Annotated in this window: 18 protein-coding genes; 1 reads left to right on the top strand and 17 read right to left on the bottom strand. The window is 45.5% G+C overall.

Annotation, left to right across the window (positions count from 1 at the left end; translation table 11 throughout):
- Positions 1-9: 9 nt before the first annotated feature.
- The 14 genes from D1970_RS14475 to rpsU form a co-directional block, all read right to left on the bottom strand.
- Complete coding sequence (locus tag D1970_RS14475; RefSeq protein ID WP_119113585.1) at positions 10-153, bottom strand: YqzL family protein; 144 nt, start codon at positions 151-153, stop codon at positions 10-12.
- 178 nt (positions 154-331) lie between these two features.
- Entirely contained in the window at positions 332-1,249 is a 918-nt protein-coding gene (gene era, locus D1970_RS14470; RefSeq protein WP_119113584.1) for a GTPase Era, read from the bottom strand.
- Positions 1,242-1,373 (bottom strand): hypothetical protein, encoded by a 132-nt coding sequence (locus D1970_RS23055; protein WP_259339673.1) that lies wholly within the window; start codon positions 1,371-1,373, stop codon positions 1,242-1,244. Before D1970_RS23055 ends, era begins: the two co-directional genes overlap by 8 nt.
- A gap of 206 nt (positions 1,374-1,579) precedes the next feature.
- Positions 1,580-1,978: a diacylglycerol kinase family protein gene (locus tag D1970_RS14465; RefSeq protein ID WP_119113583.1), complete on the bottom strand. Its 399-nt coding sequence runs from the start codon at positions 1,976-1,978 to the stop codon at positions 1,580-1,582.
- On the bottom strand, positions 1,956-2,426 hold the full coding sequence (ybeY, locus tag D1970_RS14460) for an rRNA maturation RNase YbeY (RefSeq protein ID WP_119113582.1): 471 nt from the start codon (positions 2,424-2,426) through the stop codon (positions 1,956-1,958). Before ybeY ends, D1970_RS14465 begins: the two co-directional genes overlap by 23 nt.
- On the bottom strand, positions 2,423-4,579 hold the full coding sequence (locus tag D1970_RS14455) for an HD family phosphohydrolase (protein ID WP_119113581.1): 2,157 nt from the start codon (positions 4,577-4,579) through the stop codon (positions 2,423-2,425). Before D1970_RS14455 ends, ybeY begins: the two co-directional genes overlap by 4 nt.
- A 196-nt stretch (positions 4,580-4,775) precedes the next feature.
- Entirely contained in the window at positions 4,776-5,735 is a 960-nt protein-coding gene (locus D1970_RS14450) for a PhoH family protein (RefSeq protein WP_119113580.1), read from the bottom strand.
- Complete coding sequence (gene yqfD, locus D1970_RS14445) at positions 5,736-6,926, bottom strand: sporulation protein YqfD (RefSeq protein WP_119113579.1); 1,191 nt, start codon at positions 6,924-6,926, stop codon at positions 5,736-5,738. It abuts the gene before it with no gap.
- Positions 6,926-7,225 (bottom strand): sporulation protein YqfC, encoded by a 300-nt coding sequence (yqfC, locus tag D1970_RS14440; RefSeq protein WP_119113578.1) that lies wholly within the window; start codon positions 7,223-7,225, stop codon positions 6,926-6,928. The genes yqfD and yqfC overlap by 1 nt, the downstream gene beginning before the upstream one ends.
- A 90-nt stretch (positions 7,226-7,315) precedes the next feature.
- Complete coding sequence (locus D1970_RS14435; protein ID WP_119113577.1) at positions 7,316-7,750, bottom strand: YqfB family membrane protein; 435 nt, start codon at positions 7,748-7,750, stop codon at positions 7,316-7,318.
- 35 nt (positions 7,751-7,785) lie between these two features.
- On the bottom strand, positions 7,786-8,784 hold the full coding sequence (gene floA, locus D1970_RS14430; RefSeq protein WP_119113576.1) for a flotillin-like protein FloA: 999 nt from the start codon (positions 8,782-8,784) through the stop codon (positions 7,786-7,788).
- A 21-nt stretch (positions 8,785-8,805) separates the two neighbouring features.
- The gene (locus D1970_RS14425) at positions 8,806-10,092 is read right to left on the bottom strand and encodes an NfeD family protein (RefSeq protein WP_119113746.1); all 1,287 of its coding nucleotides are present in this window, start codon (positions 10,090-10,092) and stop codon (positions 8,806-8,808) included.
- A 257-nt stretch (positions 10,093-10,349) separates the two neighbouring features.
- The gene (locus tag D1970_RS14420; RefSeq protein ID WP_119113575.1) at positions 10,350-10,796 is read right to left on the bottom strand and encodes a GatB/YqeY domain-containing protein; all 447 of its coding nucleotides are present in this window, start codon (positions 10,794-10,796) and stop codon (positions 10,350-10,352) included.
- 17 nt (positions 10,797-10,813) lie between these two features.
- Complete coding sequence (rpsU, locus tag D1970_RS14415; protein ID WP_015595024.1) at positions 10,814-10,987, bottom strand: 30S ribosomal protein S21; 174 nt, start codon at positions 10,985-10,987, stop codon at positions 10,814-10,816.
- A 204-nt stretch (positions 10,988-11,191) separates the two neighbouring features.
- On the opposite strand from rpsU, the gene D1970_RS14410 reads away from it, so the two are divergent.
- Positions 11,192-12,124, top strand: a complete 933-nt coding sequence (locus D1970_RS14410; protein ID WP_119113574.1) for a Na/Pi symporter — start codon at positions 11,192-11,194, stop codon at positions 12,122-12,124.
- 134 nt (positions 12,125-12,258) lie between these two features.
- On the opposite strand, the gene mtaB is transcribed toward D1970_RS14410, so the two are convergent.
- The 3 genes from mtaB to prmA all read right to left on the bottom strand — a co-directional run bounded on the left by mtaB (position 12,259) and on the right by prmA (position 15,407).
- Positions 12,259-13,608 (bottom strand): tRNA (N(6)-L-threonylcarbamoyladenosine(37)-C(2))-methylthiotransferase MtaB, encoded by a 1,350-nt coding sequence (mtaB, locus tag D1970_RS14405; RefSeq protein WP_119113573.1) that lies wholly within the window; start codon positions 13,606-13,608, stop codon positions 12,259-12,261.
- Positions 13,609-13,613: 5 nt separating this feature from the next.
- Positions 13,614-14,363: a 16S rRNA (uracil(1498)-N(3))-methyltransferase gene (locus tag D1970_RS14400; RefSeq protein ID WP_119113572.1), complete on the bottom strand. Its 750-nt coding sequence runs from the start codon at positions 14,361-14,363 to the stop codon at positions 13,614-13,616.
- Positions 14,364-14,468: 105 nt separating this feature from the next.
- Positions 14,469-15,407, bottom strand: a complete 939-nt coding sequence (gene prmA / locus D1970_RS14395; protein WP_119113571.1) for a 50S ribosomal protein L11 methyltransferase — start codon at positions 15,405-15,407, stop codon at positions 14,469-14,471.
- Between the last annotated feature and the right edge of the window lie 8 nt (positions 15,408-15,415).

Below are 15,415 nucleotides of genomic sequence, written 5' to 3'. Positions count from 1 at the left end.
CAGGAAAAGCTACGAGATGGGAAAATCGATTTCAGCTAGCTCTTCCTCATGATTTCCGGGTATTTCTGTTCTTTCTTTCTCCATTTCCTTGAAGAGAAGATATGTGTCAATATTACCTGTCTGGACAAAGAATTTCCAGGTAAAATCCAACATCGAAAACCCCACCTTTCAAATATTCACTAGCGTTTTCATCCCAAATCCTTACCAATATATTTGCCTGCAAGCCAGATTTTCATGTTGAAAAAAATTTGTCAATGACTTTCGTGAATAAATCCTCGTTTTTCCAAATAAGTTATGGATGGCTCCCTCATTTCAGGCTGTTAAAGCTAAATCAGTATTCGTCAACACGAAACCCAAAATCCCGCAAATGGGACGGCCTGTTCCTCCAGTCTTTCTGAACCTTGACCCATAGTTCCAGGTATACCTTAGAACCGAGAAGGTTCTCAATGTCAGCCCGGGCACGCTGGCCTATTTCCTTCAGCAGTTTTCCTTGCTTCCCAATGACAATCCCTTTTTGTGAATCTCTTTCCACGATGACTGTCGCCATTACATGGATCAAGTCTCTGCCATGGTCCCGTTCCATCTTTTCAATTACTACAGCCAGGGAATGAGGAATTTCCTCCCTGGTTAAATGCAATGCTTTTTCCCTGATGAGTTCCGAAACAATAAACCTTTCTGGATGGTCTGTGACCTGGTCCGCAGGATAATATTGAGGCCCCTCTGGCATGTATTCTTTAATCTGCTCAAGGAGTCGGTCGATATTGTTTCCTTCCAGCGCAGAGATTGGCACGATTTCTTTAAAGCTGTATCTCTCTTTATAGCCATCAATCAATGACAGCAATTCATCAGGACTGACAAGGTCGATTTTGTTGATCACTAGAAAGACCGGTGTCTTCACAGACTCCAATTTATCAATGATAAATTCCTCGCCCCGTCCGAACCCTTCCGCTGCATTGACCATGAACAGGATCAGGTCAACTTCCCTTAATGTATTCTGGGCCACCTTCATCATGAAATCGCCGAGTTTATGCTTTGGTTTATGAATGCCCGGCGTATCAATAAACACCAGCTGGGAATCGTCCTGCGTAAGCACACCCTGTACTTTATTCCTGGTTGTCTGCGGCTTGTCGCTCATGATGGCGATTTTTTGTCCGATCACCTGATTCAGGAATGTCGACTTTCCTACATTTGGCCTGCCAATAATGGAAACAAATCCAGATTTAAAACCTTGGCTGTTCTGATTATTCATGGAGAGCCTCCATAGAACGAGCTTCGTGCTGCATCATTATTAGCTCTTTAATATCCACTTTAAGGCTGGCCAAAACCATTGCCAAATTTTTTTTGCTTTCTTCTGTAATAAAATGATGTTTCATACTTCAACTTCCTTCCATTCATTTTACCTTATTCTCCCTCTGATTTCACTGTCTTTAGCAAAAAATAAGATAAAAAATTTTAAATTTTCTAAAAACATTCTTCTTCTTATGTACCGCTATGCCATTGTACTGAAATTATCATCCCTTTTCAACGAACCGAAAAACAAGTTGGTTTGGCAGCAAAAACAGCTGTCCTTTAAGGACAGCTATAAATGAATCAATCTTGAAATTTTCGGGATAAAAATAATCAGACCGATCATAACGCACATAATGGCATAAATCAGCACTGCTCCAGCCGCTATATCCTTAGCCTGCTTTGCGAGAGGGTGTATTTCTTTTGTACAAAGATCCACAGTCCTCTCCACTGCGGTATTCATCATTTCTGCTGCGAGCATCCCGCCAATAGCGAGCAAAATGAATAGCCATTCGAGCCTAGTGAGGGTGAGGACTGCTCCAAGCACCACCACCATCACAGAAATAAACAAGTGGATCTTCATATTCCTTTCGTTTCTTACGGCTGAAACAATGCCTGAAAGGGCAAAGCCAAAGGTCACGTGCAAGCTGTGACTTTTCTCCTCCTGATCACCGCGTGAGTCCATATTCATCTAAAATCTCCTTTTGCCTGGAGAACATTTCCTTTTCTTCCGCATCTGTCATATGGTCATACCCGAGCAGATGCAAAAAACCATGGACTGCAAGAAATCCAAGTTCACGTATATAAGAGTGTTCGTACTCAGCTGCCTGTTCCCTTGCTTTTGCTGCGGAAATCACAATATCGCCAAGCACTCTGGGAAGTCCCTCCCCGATCACTGTCATTTCGCCTTCTCCCGCCTCTTCTAGCGCAAACGAAATGACATCCGTAGGCATGTCTTTCCCCCTGTAATCGCGGTTGATTTCCCGGATGCGCTCATTGCTCACAATCGTCAGTGAAACCTCGCTTCCTTCTTCTACCTTTTCCATTCTCGCTGCTAAATTCAAGAGCTCAAGAACTATGTTCTGCTCCTCGTCAGACAGCGCATTCACTTCGTCAAAAAGATCAATTTCCAAACTCATGCCTCTTTCACCTTCTGTTTTGTCATTTCTGGATATTCAATCCGCGAGTGAAAAATTCCTTTTAAAGTCTCGCACAGGGAATGGGCCACCTTGTCAAGCTCTTTCAATGTAAGATCGCATTCATTCAGCTGCCCGTCCTGGAGCCTGTCAGAAATAATATTTTTCACAAGCGACTCAATTTGTTCGCTGGTCGGATGCGATAACGACCGGACCGCCGCTTCCACACTATCAGCAATGCCAATGATAGCCGTTTCTTTTGTTTGCGCCCTTGGCCCGGGATACCGGAAATCGCTTTCCTTTACTTCCATCTCTGCCTGTTTGGCTTTATAGTAAAAAAACTTCAGCAGCGTTGTCCCGTGGTGCTGCTCGGCGATGTCGATGATTTCTTTAGGCAGCTTGTGCTTCCGCAGCATTTCGGCTCCGTCTACTGCATGGGCAATGATGATGTCCCTGCTTGTCAGAGGCGGCAGATGGTCGTGCGGATTTTCAATATTCATCTGGTTCTCAATAAAAAATTGGGGACGTTTTGTTTTTCCAATGTCATGATAATAGCATCCCACTCTGGCAAGAAGCCCGTCAGCGCCTACTGCCTCACAGGCAGCTTCAGCAAGGTTCGCCACCATTACGCTGTGGTGGTATGTCCCCGGGGCTTCTGTTAGGATTTTTCTGATAAGCGGGTGGTTCGGATTGGCTAATTCAATCAGCTTCATGGTTGAAAGAAAACCGAATCCGGCTTCAAAGAAAGGGAGCAGCCCTATTGTCAAAACTGCTGAACTGATACCCGACAACGATGCAACCAGTAAGTAAAATCCGTATTCACCTCCGGATAAGTGGGTGTTGCGAATAAACATAAGTGCCATAAGAACAAAAATATTAACAAGGGACACGACAAGCCCTGCCTGCAAAATCTTGTCTCTTTGGTTATGTTTCCTAAGAAAAAGGACTGCAGACAGCCCACTGGCTACGATATAAATTGCTACAGTTACATTCAATGCACCAGTTATTCCTTGATTATAGATGATGCTTCCGCAAATACCTAAAGCAACAGTATGAAAAATTGCAACCCGCTCGTCTATAAGAAGCTTCACTAGCATGGCTCCCATTGCCGCGGGAAATAAATATCCCGTTTCTGTATAATTGAATTCCTCAAAGATACTCAAAAGCTTCATGATCAAAAGTGACAGGATAAAAAGAATACTGAAAATCAGCAAGTCCTTCTGCGACTTATCATTTGTTTCCTTCTCTGCAAAAATGAAATAAAGCGCGGCAAGGATAATAAAAATCAGCATTCCCAGACCGGCAAAGGGCAGGATGGAGTTTTCGCTTTCAAGAAGTCCTGTAAGCTTTAACTGTTTGTACATATCCCTGCTGATCAACTGACCCTCTTCAACAATAATTTGTCCTTCAAGAATTTTCACAGGATCCACATTGTCCCTTGCCTGCTGGCGCAATTCATCAGTAGCAGCTGGATCATAGAATTCGTTCTGGATTACCGCATAGCGGCCAAGTTCAATTACGGCATCCTTTAAATCCGTGTTCAAACTTGTATATTTCAATTCCTCTTCCACGCGTTTTTTTGCATTCTCCACATCATCGGCTGGTATGCGTTTGCCCATGACATTATTGACCGCAGTCACTGAAAGATCGCGGGCAATGTCCAGTTCGTCTTTAGCCGCGGCAAGGATTGATAATAACGACTGGTCTGAAATGTTTTTGGTGACGTTGTCCGTCAGTTTTTTCTTAAAACTGTCCAGCCTGACTTCAGGTGATCCCTGGTCCGGGAGACTGCCATCTTCTTTTGGTTTTATGCTTTTATTTGCTTCATCATCCACTTCGGAGACTGAGTCAAAAATGGAATTCAGCAAGTCTACGCGGTTTTGTGTATATTCCTTTTTCAAGATATACACATCCTCGACCTGATCCACTGCTTCTTTCCTCTTTTTCTCTGTTTGAGCCCTGTCTTCTACCGTGATTGGGGAGCGGATTGTCTTGTCTGCAACCGAAAAAAGCGAAAGGTCCAGCTTTTCAGGCTTAACATTGCTGTACATGGCAAAAAACATGATCATTCCAAGCAATGCAAATAATAGGATCTTGAAAGGTGTTAGCTTCAATAGGTTTAAAACTGCCGACATTTGCCGCTGCAGCTTCTCCATTCCTTGTCCTCCTGTCCCGGCAAAACATTCTATTATCACCCATCGTTCGTTAAATAAACTGGGATTATGTTACATCATATCAGTTTTTACCGCAACTTTCACCTTCGAAACTAAACACATGAAGGGCGATAGGACAAAGAGAGGCAAAAAAACACCGCCCTGCAATCTTCGAGGGCGGCGGAACTCTTTCATTGTGTTATTCATTTTTTTCGTAAGCAGAGATAATTCTGCCGACAAGCGGGTGGCGGACCACATCTGATTGCTCCATCCTGATGAACGAGATGCCTTTGACCCCATCCAGTATATCCGCTGCGACAAGCAATCCAGATTTAATTCCTTTTGGAAGGTCGACCTGTGTGCTGTCGCCTGTCACCACCATCTTGGATCCAAACCCCAGCCTTGTCAAAAACATTTTCATTTGCGCTGGAGTTGTATTCTGTGCTTCATCAAGAATGACGAAAGCATCATCGAGAGTTCTGCCCCTCATATACGCCAACGGAGCAATTTCGATGGTTCCACGTTCAATCAGTCGGGCGGTATGCTCCATCCCCAGAATATCGTGCAAAGCATCGTACAGCGGACGAAGGTAAGGGTCCACTTTTTCCTTCAGGTCTCCCGGCAGGAAGCCTAAGCTTTCTCCCGCTTCAACTGCAGGCCTTGTCAGGATAATCTTCGTTACGTTCCCGTTTTTAAGAGCGTTGACAGCCATGACAACTGCAAGATACGTTTTGCCTGTCCCGGCAGGCCCCATGCCAAATACCAGGTCATGCTTTTTGATTGCATTGATATAGTGGCTTTGGCCAAGCGTTTTCACTCTGATTGCCTTGCCTTTTACGTTTTTCGTGATTTCTTCATTGTAGAGGTCATCAAAAAAATCAAGTGCACCTTTTCTGGCCATCTCAAGTGCGTAGATGACATCCCTCTGACTGATGCTGATTCCCCTGCGGACAACTGAAAGGAGGTTCTTAAGGACCGCGTGTGCTGTTTCAACGGCTTCCTGCGGCCCCGTTACATTCAGGCTTCCTCCTCTTGTTATAACAGCAACGCCTAGTTCTTGTTCAAGCACCTTCAGGTTCGCATCAGCGTTACCGAACAGAGAAACTGCTTCCTCTGTATTTTTAATTTGTACATCCATGGTTGTCAAGTCTTCTGTCATTCATTCGTCTCCTTGAGTAATTGGTTGTCCTGCTGCAATATCCTCTATGATTCGAAAATATGTGATTAGTTTTACTTTATCATTCTCGATTGACTGATGTAAAATTTTTTCCCCTTTTATTATAGCATCTTCAGGCAGGCGGCTTTTTATATCTCTCCTGGCCAATTCCTTCGCCACTTGGACAGCCTGTTTTTCGCTGTATATGCGAACCACCACCTCCCGCTCCCGGATCGTCTCTTTCTTCACCGAAAGCGGGAGCTCCCATTTGAAAATTTTAATGGGATTTTGGTTTGATTCCGTTTCAGACTGTTTGAATTGATGCTTCCCGAATCCCCATACTTTTAAATCCTTCCCCCCGGTTCCCAAATAATAGTTCCGCTTCTCTTTGCCGCTGAACACCTTGAAAGTACTGTTAAGCGGAAGATCTACATGTGTCTTGTACCATGTCTCCCCAAGTATCTCCCCGCGGGCCGGAACAGACTTTGTCTCATCTTCTTTCCCAATTGTCCCGGACACCAGCAGCTGGCCAGGCCGGACATATTCATTTAGCTCCACAGCAGGTTCGCCTTCCTCGACAAACATCTTGACAACGAGCGCTTTCTTTTTGGCAACCAGGTTTTGCGGCTTGAGGACTTCCGGTTTCTCCGGCTCTTTTTTCTCCACGACCTGTAAATGATAGGTTGTCCCCTGCAGTTCAACTCCTACCCAAGTCAAAGCCTTAATGTTGTCAGTCAGGTCACGCTGGATTTCATCAACGCCTTCCACCGTAAACTGAAGCTTCCCTTTCTCCACGCCCAGCTGGGATAATTCTTTCCGGATTTTATGCTCAGTCGCCGGGCTTGCACCGTTAATCTCGATACCCCAAACCATGTTCGAGAGGATGATAATGACTGCCAGGAATGCTGCCCCTCCCAGCAGAAAACCGCTGTTTGTCCAAAGTTTCTTTAAAAAGAAAGGGCCTCCAGCCCGTTCGATAAAGCGTATTTTGCATTTACTGGTTCTAGCTGGTCCCCGCAGCTGATTTATATCTTTAAGGCCCATTTGAAAAGTAATTGCTTCTGCACCATGCCGTTTTACATTCCATATACTGATTCCGCTTCTTGTCAGCTGATTCAAAAACCGTTCAATTCCTCTTCCAGATACCTTCACTTTCGTTGTCCCCGTAAAAATTGCCGACCATTGATTTTTCATTAAGAGCCTCCCGGATTATCATTTATATATATTACCTGGTCGATTTTCCCTTCAAGCAGGATTTCTTCGGGCATAATGGTCTTTATGACAAACGCTTTCCCCTTTACGATCAATTGCCCCTGTTTCAAGAGCAGCCGCAATTCACGGTCGGAGAAAGCCAAAAGGCCGCGGTGGTTTTCAATATAAATATGGATTTGCCCAATCATTGTGACGCGGGGGAGATCCATCATGACATCTTGCGGAAGGTCCATCTTTTGGGTCATCCAGTTCCTTATTCGCTGGCCCCATTTTTTTGCCATAAAAAAGAACCCCCTTTCATCTCATATGTATGAAATGAAAGGGGGTTCTAGCACTTATTTTTAACTCTCCGCCCTACAGGCGCCTATCTTCTATCGATGCGTCCTGCGCGGACTTTTCGACCGCGGGGGACCAAGGACCTCCGACCAGATCAATCCGTTCACAAGACTATCGGAATCAGATTTGAATTCAAGCTGAGGCTTATAAGAAGATTCTTTAACCGAAACTTTGGGTTCCGCAGCCATTATCCTTGACCTCTGCTCAGAAACCCGCATTTTCTCTTCGATATTCCTGCTGATATCCGCTCTGGTAGCAGTAGCTCTTGGATTAAGATTTCCCGTTCTATTGACGTTTTTTTGTTTTTTCGCTGAGTGCTCAGCCCGCTCTACCTTATTTACTTGCGGCACTTTTTCTTCTTTTCGCGCAGGAGGCTGATCCTGGCCAGCTTGTTTGAATTTGCTGTAAATGGTTGAAATAAATCCGATAACGATTGCAATGATTATTGGATTATCAAGCAGTTCCTCCATGGATCAGCCCTCCTTTGCATGATACAGCCACTTTGCTACTCATCCTTGCTATCGCCTTTTTTGCCGCCTCCGAGTTTGCCTATGGATCCTCTCATATCTGTATCAGCAGAGATGTTCTGGAAGTTCATATAGTCCATCACGCCGATATTGCCTTCACGAAGTGCTTCAGCCATCGCAAGCGGTACTGTGGCTTCCGCCTCGACCACTTTTGCCCTCATCTCCTGGACTCGGGCCTTCATTTCCTGTTCCTGCGCCACAGCCATTGCACGCCGTTCTTCCGCCTTCGCCTGGGCAATATTTTTATCTGCTTCAGCCTGCTCGGTCTGAAGCTCGGCTCCAATGTTCTTGCCAACATCAACATCCGCGATATCGATCGAGAGAATTTCAAATGCTGTTCCAGCATCAAGGCCTTTTGCAAGGACCGTCTGGGAAATCAAATCAGGATTTTCCAATACTTTTTTATGGTCTTCTGATGAACCAATTGTGGAGACAATCCCTTCACCTACACGGGCAACAACTGTTTCTTCACCAGCTCCGCCCACAAGGCGTTCAATATTGGCTCGTACCGTAATTCTTGCCTTTGCCTTCACTTCAATACCATTCATTGCAACACCGGCAATAAATGGAGTTTCAATCACTTTAGGGTTGACGCTCATTTGGACTGCTTCCAGGACATCCCGGCCTGCAAGGTCAATTGCCGCGGTCCTTTCAAATGAAAGCTCGATATTCGCACGGTGTGCAGCAATCAGGGCATTCACGACCCTGTCGACATTTCCCCCTGCAAGGTAATGGCTTTCAAGCTGATTCGTTGTCACGTTTAAGCCCGCTTTATGCGCTTTGATCAGCGGGTTGATCACCCTGCTTGGAATAACCCGGCGCAAACGCATTCCGATCAGAGTAAATATGCTAACTTTCACACCAGCGGCAAGGGCTGATACCCAAAGCATTACCGGCACAAAAGTGAACAGTATGCCGAGCAAGATCAAGCCTAGCACTACTGCGATGATAATAAAAGCACTGCTTGTTGTTATCATTGTAGTTGTCCCCCATTACTGTTATTGTTTTGGTTCTTCCTCATTTTCCCTGACCACGATTCTGGCCCCTTCTGTTTTGACAACAGTGATTCTTCTACCCATTTGAATAAATGCGCCTTCACTGACAGCATCAATCCGCTCATCCCCTATCCTGATTGTCCCGGCAGGACGGAGCGGGGTAAGTGTAACTCCTTCAATACCTACCAGTTCATGTCTGTTTGCGTTAGAAACATAACCTTTTTCCGTACTGGTCGAGTCAGCCAGGACGATTTTTCCAAATAGCCTCATTCTCTTTCCCAACACCTTTATCATCAATATGCTTACAAGAATGGATGCCACCAATGCAATTAAAAGCGATATTCCCATTTGGACAACATCTCCGGATGCAAGAAAAAAGCTTGAAACAATTGAGATAAGGCCTATCGCCCCCGCAATGCCGCCCGCAACAAAGAACTCCAGAATCACCAGCCCTATGCCAACAGCAAACATGATGATCGATTCATATCCCGCAAGACCGGCGACCAGGTGGCCGTAAAAGAACAAAAGAAGTGCTGTCAAACCCATAAAGCCCGGGATTCCAAAGCCTGGGGAATACAGTTCAAGTACAAGGCCTAGGCTTCCGATCGTCATAAGTATCGGGATGACAACAGGATGGGTCAGAAATCTTGCCACTTTCTCGGCAAAGCTTTCATCCACTTTTTTAACATCTGCCCCCTCCAGGTCGAGTTTCTCCAGCAATCCGTCAAGATTATTGACCGTTCCCTCCGAATAGCCTGCCTTCAATGCCTGGTTTGATGTCAGCGTCAAAAGCTTACCTTTTCCGGCTCCGTATTCTGGCAGATCAATGCTCTCGTCTGCCATCGCAAGAGCATAGATAGGATCTCTGCCTTGCTCTTCTGCCGCCGTCTTCATCGCAGCAAGCCAGTATGACTCCGCTTTTTTTCCCGCAGTATTCCCATTTTGGTCAATAATTGCGGCTGACCCCATTACTGAACCGGGGACCATATAGATTTCATCTGCATTAAGTGCAATATAGGCCCCTGCGGAAAGCGCCTGCTTATGGACGAACGCAACGGTACGTATTTCTGTGTCTGAAAGCAGCTTCCCTATTTCCGCTGCTGCATCAACTGCCCCACCCGGCGTGTTGATATCCAGAACAACAGCAGCCGCGCCTTCTTCTTCCGCGGTGTTAACTGCCCTTTTTAAATAAGCGTACATTCCCTTTTCTACTGTATCCTCAACCGGGATGACATAGACTTTCTCCCTGTTAGCTTCCACAGTCCCCTGGAACACGGAGACTGCCAGCATAACCCCAAAAAATAAAAGGGCCAGCAGTTTTTTGGTTTTCACCCACACCTCCCCTTTCTAAGATGAATTGTGTTATCTTTCCATACGTATTTCATCCAAAAAGGTTCCGCCTATTTTACAAATTCTTTGCGACTCTGTAAAATTATGTATAGTCTCAATATAGCATATACTCCAGAATAAAGCTTTTCATTTCTTTGAATGAATGATTGTTTGTAAAAAGGCCCCAAGCTAATGCTTGAGGCCTTTGTGCGCATTTTTTATGAAAGGTGTTGTTGTACAAGTTTGTTTACGAGTGAGCCGTCAGACTTGCCTTTAACTTTAGGCATGATTGCCGCCATCACTCTTCCCATATCTGCTTTTGAAGCTGCACCTGTCTCGGCAATGGATTCCTTAACGATTTCCGTTAATTCCTCTTCGCTGAGCTGTTGCGGCATATAAACTTCCACATGGGTTATTTCTGTTCGCAACTTTTCCACAAGGTCTTCGCGACCTGCTTTTTCAAATTCCTGGAGGGAATCTTTGCGCTGTTTCATTTCGCGAGAAAGTACGGTCAACTCTTCCTCTTCGGACAGCTCTTGCTTCCCGAGCTTGATAGCTTCGTTTTGCAAAGAAGACTTAATCATCCGAATTGTTGTGAGTTTGTCTTTTTCTTTGTTCTTCATCGCTTGGACCATATCTTTATTTAAACGCTCGAGAAGACTCAATTAATTCCCACCCTCTCTTAGAACTTGCGTTTTCTTGCAGCTTCAGATTTTTTCTTCCGCTTTACACTAGGCTTTTCATAGAATTCGCGCTTTCTAGCTTCTTGAATAGTACCGGATTTAGAAACAGTACGTTTGAAGCGTCGAAGAGCATCTTCAAGCGATTCGTTTTTGCGAACGACAGTTTTAGACATTCTCTTTCCCTCCCTCCGAGCACAACACACTTACATCAAAAAACATGGAAACCATGTACTTTGCAATTATAATATAACACCATTGTCAGGTCAACTGAAATTAGCCCTTTCCTGAAAGTTTATATAGCATTTTTCCCACTTTTTCAAATCGCTGCATGTCTGTACAAAGTTTTCATAGAAATATAAAGGGAGAGGATGATATCTATGATTCATTTTTCACTATTCATTATTTTCGTGCTTGTTTTTATCGGCGGGATGTCACTTTTACGACTGGGACTGTTCAACCTTTCGGAAAGCTCGCTGAAGAAACATCTGGCTAGGGTCACCGGCACCCCTTTAAAGGGACTGGCTGCCGGAAGCCTTGTTACAGCATTCCTGCACAGCAGCTCCGCTGTTATGGTGATCACCATCAGCCTCATATCTGCAGGCATGCTCACTTTCCGCCAGTCGATCGGGGTAATACTGGGATCGAATATCGGAACAACTTTCACCCTTGAACTTATCACAATCAATATTGATATATTTATTGTTCCGCTTGCCGTCTTGGGAGCGGGCCTTATGCTTGCCAGCAAAGCCACTGTCAGGAATACCGGAAAAATTTCTTTCGGAATAGCTGCAGTGTTTGCAGCAATGAGAGGGTTTTCTTATCTTGCCGGTCCTCTGACCAATTTGCCTGCCGTAGGGGCCTTGCTCGAAAAAATGGACAGCAGCCACTTCTGGGCCATCCTCTGTGCTGCTGTCATTACGGCTATCATTCAGTCCAGTACGGCGATGACAGGAATTGTTATGGGTTTTCTTTCACAGGGATTGTTAGGATTCGATGCCGCTCTCGCTGCAATGCTTGGAGCCAATGTTGGTACGTGCGCAACAGCCCTGCTCGCAGCAGCCGGGTCTGGAAAGGAAGCAAGGCTCACCGCTTATGCCCACCTATGGCTGAACATCGGTGGCATGCTCTTCTTCTATCCCTTCATTGACAGCTACGCAGCCTTTGCCCCAGTGACAGCAGACAGGCCAGAAGTCCAGCTCGCACATGCAAGTGTCTTTTTCAACCTTGTATCATCCCTCGCCGTCCTGCCGTTTGCGGACAAGTTCGCGAAAATGGTGGTGCTGCTCCATGGCAGAAAGAAAAATGATTGACTCCACCGCGAGTATTTTGGATGTGCTCTATTTTTTATTCATTTTGAGGGCACAAAATCAGCAGTGAATTTCATTACATCCTAGTATTTCAGCAAAAAAAGAAAGGGTTTGCTAAGAGCATTCCCTTTCTCTCTTTATAGTATTGCTCCTGTTTTGTCATGGCGGTCTTCAACGACTCGCAAAAATTCGCCCGCATTATACGGATAGCCCGCTTCAGTGATTTTCACCTTCACGATACTCCCTACCATTTCCTCGGTTGCCGGGAAGACAACCTTCAGGTAGTTGTCGGTATATCCCGCATAAAGGCCTGCTTCGCCTTCCTTGAATGGCTCTTCCGGAATGACTTCAAGCACCTCGTCCTCAAATTTGGATGCATATTCCTTTGCGAGCTGGTCTGAAAGGGCTATGAGCCTGTGTACCCTGTCATTTTTCACATCCTCATCGATCTGGTCTTCCATCCTCGCAGCAGGAGTGCCCGTCCTTTTTGAATATGGGAAGACATGAAGTTCGGAAAACTGATGTTTTTTAATAAAATCATAAGTTTCCATAAATTCTTCTTCCGTTTCTCCCGGGAATCCGACAATTACATCAGAAGTCACTGCAAGGCCAGGAAGGGCTTCTTTCAGCCTGTCGATGCGCTCTGCAAAAAATTCCATTGTGTATTTGCGCCTCATCCTTTTCAAAACGGTATTTGAACCCGATTGAAGAGGAATGTGGAGATGACGAACGATAATGTTTGACTGGTCGATTACTTCAATTACTTCATCAGTGATTTGGCTTGCTTCAATTGACGATATGCGAAGCCGCTTTAGTCCTTTCACTTCAGCTTCAAGATCGCGGAGAAGCGAAGCAAAGTTATAATCCTTCATGTCTTCTCCATATCCGCCTGTATGAATTCCAGTCAGGACAATTTCCTTATATCCAGCGTCGACTAGCTGCTGTGCCTGGCGGATGACTTCCTGCGGATCGCGGGATCGCATGAGGCCGCGAGCCCAAGGAATGATACAGAAAGTACAGAAATTGTTGCAGCCTTCCTGAATCTTAAGTGAGGCCCTTGTACGGTCTGTAAATGCCGGAACATCAAGCTCTTCGTAAACGCGGTTTTTCATGATATTGCGCACGCCATTGATTGGCTGGCGTTCTTTTTTAAACTGTTCGATATAATCGAGCATCTTAGTCCTGTCCTGAGTACCTACAACAATGTCCACTCCCGGAATTGCCATGATTTCAGCAGGTGATGTCTGTGCATAGCAGCCTGTTACGCAAATGACAGCGTCCGGATTTTTGCGGACAGCCCTGCGTATTACCTGGCGGCTCTTTTTATCGCCAGTGTTCGTTACAGTACATGTATTGATGATATAAACATCTGCGGCAGAGTCAAACTCGACCCGGTCATAGCCCTGGTCTTTAAACAGCTGCCAGATTGCTTCGGTTTCATAGTGGTTGACTTTACAGCCAAGTGTATGGAAAGCCACGTTGGGCATATTCTTCACCTCATTAATTCAGTTTGGTAGGATGCGGCTGAAAGCAAATATAACGGTGCTGTTTCTGTCCGCAGTATACGGGGGCCAAGGCTGCACTCTCGGAAGCCCTGTTCCTTAAGGAAAGAGACTTCTTGTTCAGAAAGCCCACCTTCAGGCCCAAAGACCGTAAAAAGGGTTTGACCTGACGACATATTTCCTAGCACCTCGGCGAGTGCGGATTTTTCTCCCCGCTTCGCTTCCTCTTCGTAAGCAACCAGTTTGTGTGAATATGATTTTGCCATTTCGGCAAGCTCCTTCAGCCCTGTGGGGGATGCTACGTCTGGAACATGGCTGCGGTGCGACTGTTCCGCAGCTTCCTTGGCGATTTTCATAAGCCGTTCTGTCTTTTTTGCTGCCTTTTTTTCATCCCATTTCACGACCGAGCGGGATGCAATGAAAGGGACAAATGCAAAAGCCCCTAGCTCTGTGCCTTTTTGGATAATATATTCAAGTTTATCCCCTTTAGGCAGACCGCTCGCAATGGTAATCAAAATCGGAAGCTCGGAAGACCCTTCCTCCCATTTTACAACGGCTGCTTCTACGTTTTCACCGGTAATATTTTCAATCTCGCAAAGCGCTGTCCGGCCGTCTGGGCTTACGCAAAATATACGGTCACCTTTCTCCATTCGCATTACCTTCGCAATATGGCGGGCATCATCGCCTGAGATGGTGAAACGCCCGTCTTCAGAACCTTGTTTTGCAAAATATCGCTGCATTGAAAAACACCTCCACAAACATAATGGCTGCTGACCGCAGAAGTTCAGAACAACGCTTTAAACACAGAAAAAAGGGGTAAAGCAATGCCCCTTTTCTGCATAAGCTTATTTTCTGGCCGCAATGACTGCGACCCAGTCTTCCATCGAAAGGACTTCCTCAATCACAAAACCAGCATTAATAAGCGCTTCTTTTACCAATTCCTTTTTTGGCTGAATAATGCCAGAAGCAATAAACTTACCGCCCGGCCTGACCACTTTGCCAGCTTCATCGGCAAACCGAAGAATCACTTCCGGAAGGATATTGGCCACAACGATATCCGCTCCGTCTTCCACTCCATCGAGGAGATTGTTCTGGCGGACTGTCGTCACATTTTGAGCCTTGTTCAGCTTTATATTGAGCCGCGCGACATTGACTGCGACCTCATCAAGATCAAGTGCCTCCACTTTGCTTGCTCCAAGTTTGGCTGCCGCAATGCTCAATACTCCTGAACCTGTTCCTACATCAACAACTCTGTCTCCTTGGCGAACAGACCGTTCAAGCGCCTGGATGCACATCACAGTTGTGGGGTGAGTACCTGTGCCAAAAGCCATTCCCGGGTCAAGTTCGATAATGAGCTCATCGCTGTTTACGGGCGTGTACTCTTCCCATGTCGGAACAATCGTAAACTTTTCCGATATTTTCACAGGATTATAGTACTTTTTCCAGGCTGTAGCCCATTCTTCTTCGTTGACCTCGCTGATGGTCACCTTATTCTTCCCAATATCAATATTATAGAGGATCAAATTATTGATCGCTTCTTTAATTTCTTCAACTGTTTCTCCAAGAAAACTGTTTACCGACAAGTAAGCCTTTACGATGACTCCTTCAGCAGGATAATCTGCAGGGTCAAGCTGATAAATCTCACCGAATTGATCTTCCCTCTCCTTATGAAGTTCAAACGGGTCTTCAATTACAACCCCGCTTGCCCCTGCCTCATGCAGGATATTCGAGATAGGTTCAACCGCTTCATTTGCCGTCAATATGCTGATTTCTGACCATTTCATTAAAACGC

The organism is Mesobacillus zeae (genome assembly GCF_003570705.1).
GTDB classification, from domain to species: Bacteria; Bacillota; Bacilli; order Bacillales; family Cytobacillaceae; genus Mesobacillus_C; species Mesobacillus_C zeae.
The sequence above is the reverse complement of the archived record's forward strand: the minus strand, read 5'-3'. Positions and strand labels throughout refer to the sequence as shown.

What these genes read in the sequence shown, in the direction of transcription:
- D1970_RS14425 (WP_119113746.1), bottom strand. Translation starts at nt 10,092, where the DNA reads ATGCTGGCAGTCTCCGTGTTCCAGGGGACTGTGGAAGCTAACAGGGAG.
- era (WP_119113584.1), bottom strand. Translation starts at nt 1,249, where the DNA reads ATGAATAATCAGAACAGCCAAGGTTTTAAATCTGGATTTGTTTCCATT.
- D1970_RS14450 (WP_119113580.1), bottom strand. Translation starts at nt 5,735, where the DNA reads ATGACAGAAGACTTGACAACCATGGATGTACAAATTAAAAATACAGAG.
- D1970_RS14410 (WP_119113574.1), top strand. Translation starts at nt 11,192, where the DNA reads ATGATTCATTTTTCACTATTCATTATTTTCGTGCTTGTTTTTATCGGC.
- yqfD (WP_119113579.1), bottom strand. Translation starts at nt 6,926, where the DNA reads ATGAAAAATCAATGGTCGGCAATTTTTACGGGGACAACGAAAGTGAAG.
- D1970_RS23055 (WP_259339673.1), bottom strand. Translation starts at nt 1,373, where the DNA reads ATGAAACATCATTTTATTACAGAAGAAAGCAAAAAAAATTTGGCAATG.
- ybeY (WP_119113582.1), bottom strand. Translation starts at nt 2,426, where the DNA reads ATGAGTTTGGAAATTGATCTTTTTGACGAAGTGAATGCGCTGTCTGAC.
- D1970_RS14435 (WP_119113577.1), bottom strand. Translation starts at nt 7,750, where the DNA reads ATGGAGGAACTGCTTGATAATCCAATAATCATTGCAATCGTTATCGGA.
- floA (WP_119113576.1), bottom strand. Translation starts at nt 8,784, where the DNA reads ATGATAACAACAAGCAGTGCTTTTATTATCATCGCAGTAGTGCTAGGC.
- yqfC (WP_119113578.1), bottom strand. Translation starts at nt 7,225, where the DNA reads ATGGCAAAAAAATGGGGCCAGCGAATAAGGAACTGGATGACCCAAAAG.
- D1970_RS14455 (WP_119113581.1), bottom strand. Translation starts at nt 4,579, where the DNA reads ATGGAGAAGCTGCAGCGGCAAATGTCGGCAGTTTTAAACCTATTGAAG.
- D1970_RS14400 (WP_119113572.1), bottom strand. Translation starts at nt 14,363, where the DNA reads ATGCAGCGATATTTTGCAAAACAAGGTTCTGAAGACGGGCGTTTCACC.
- prmA (WP_119113571.1), bottom strand. Translation starts at nt 15,407, where the DNA reads ATGAAATGGTCAGAAATCAGCATATTGACGGCAAATGAAGCGGTTGAA.
- rpsU (WP_015595024.1), bottom strand. Translation starts at nt 10,987, where the DNA reads ATGTCTAAAACTGTCGTTCGCAAAAACGAATCGCTTGAAGATGCTCTT.
- mtaB (WP_119113573.1), bottom strand. Translation starts at nt 13,608, where the DNA reads ATGCCCAACGTGGCTTTCCATACACTTGGCTGTAAAGTCAACCACTAT.
- D1970_RS14465 (WP_119113583.1), bottom strand. Translation starts at nt 1,978, where the DNA reads ATGAATATGGACTCACGCGGTGATCAGGAGGAGAAAAGTCACAGCTTG.
- D1970_RS14475 (WP_119113585.1), bottom strand. Translation starts at nt 153, where the DNA reads ATGTTGGATTTTACCTGGAAATTCTTTGTCCAGACAGGTAATATTGAC.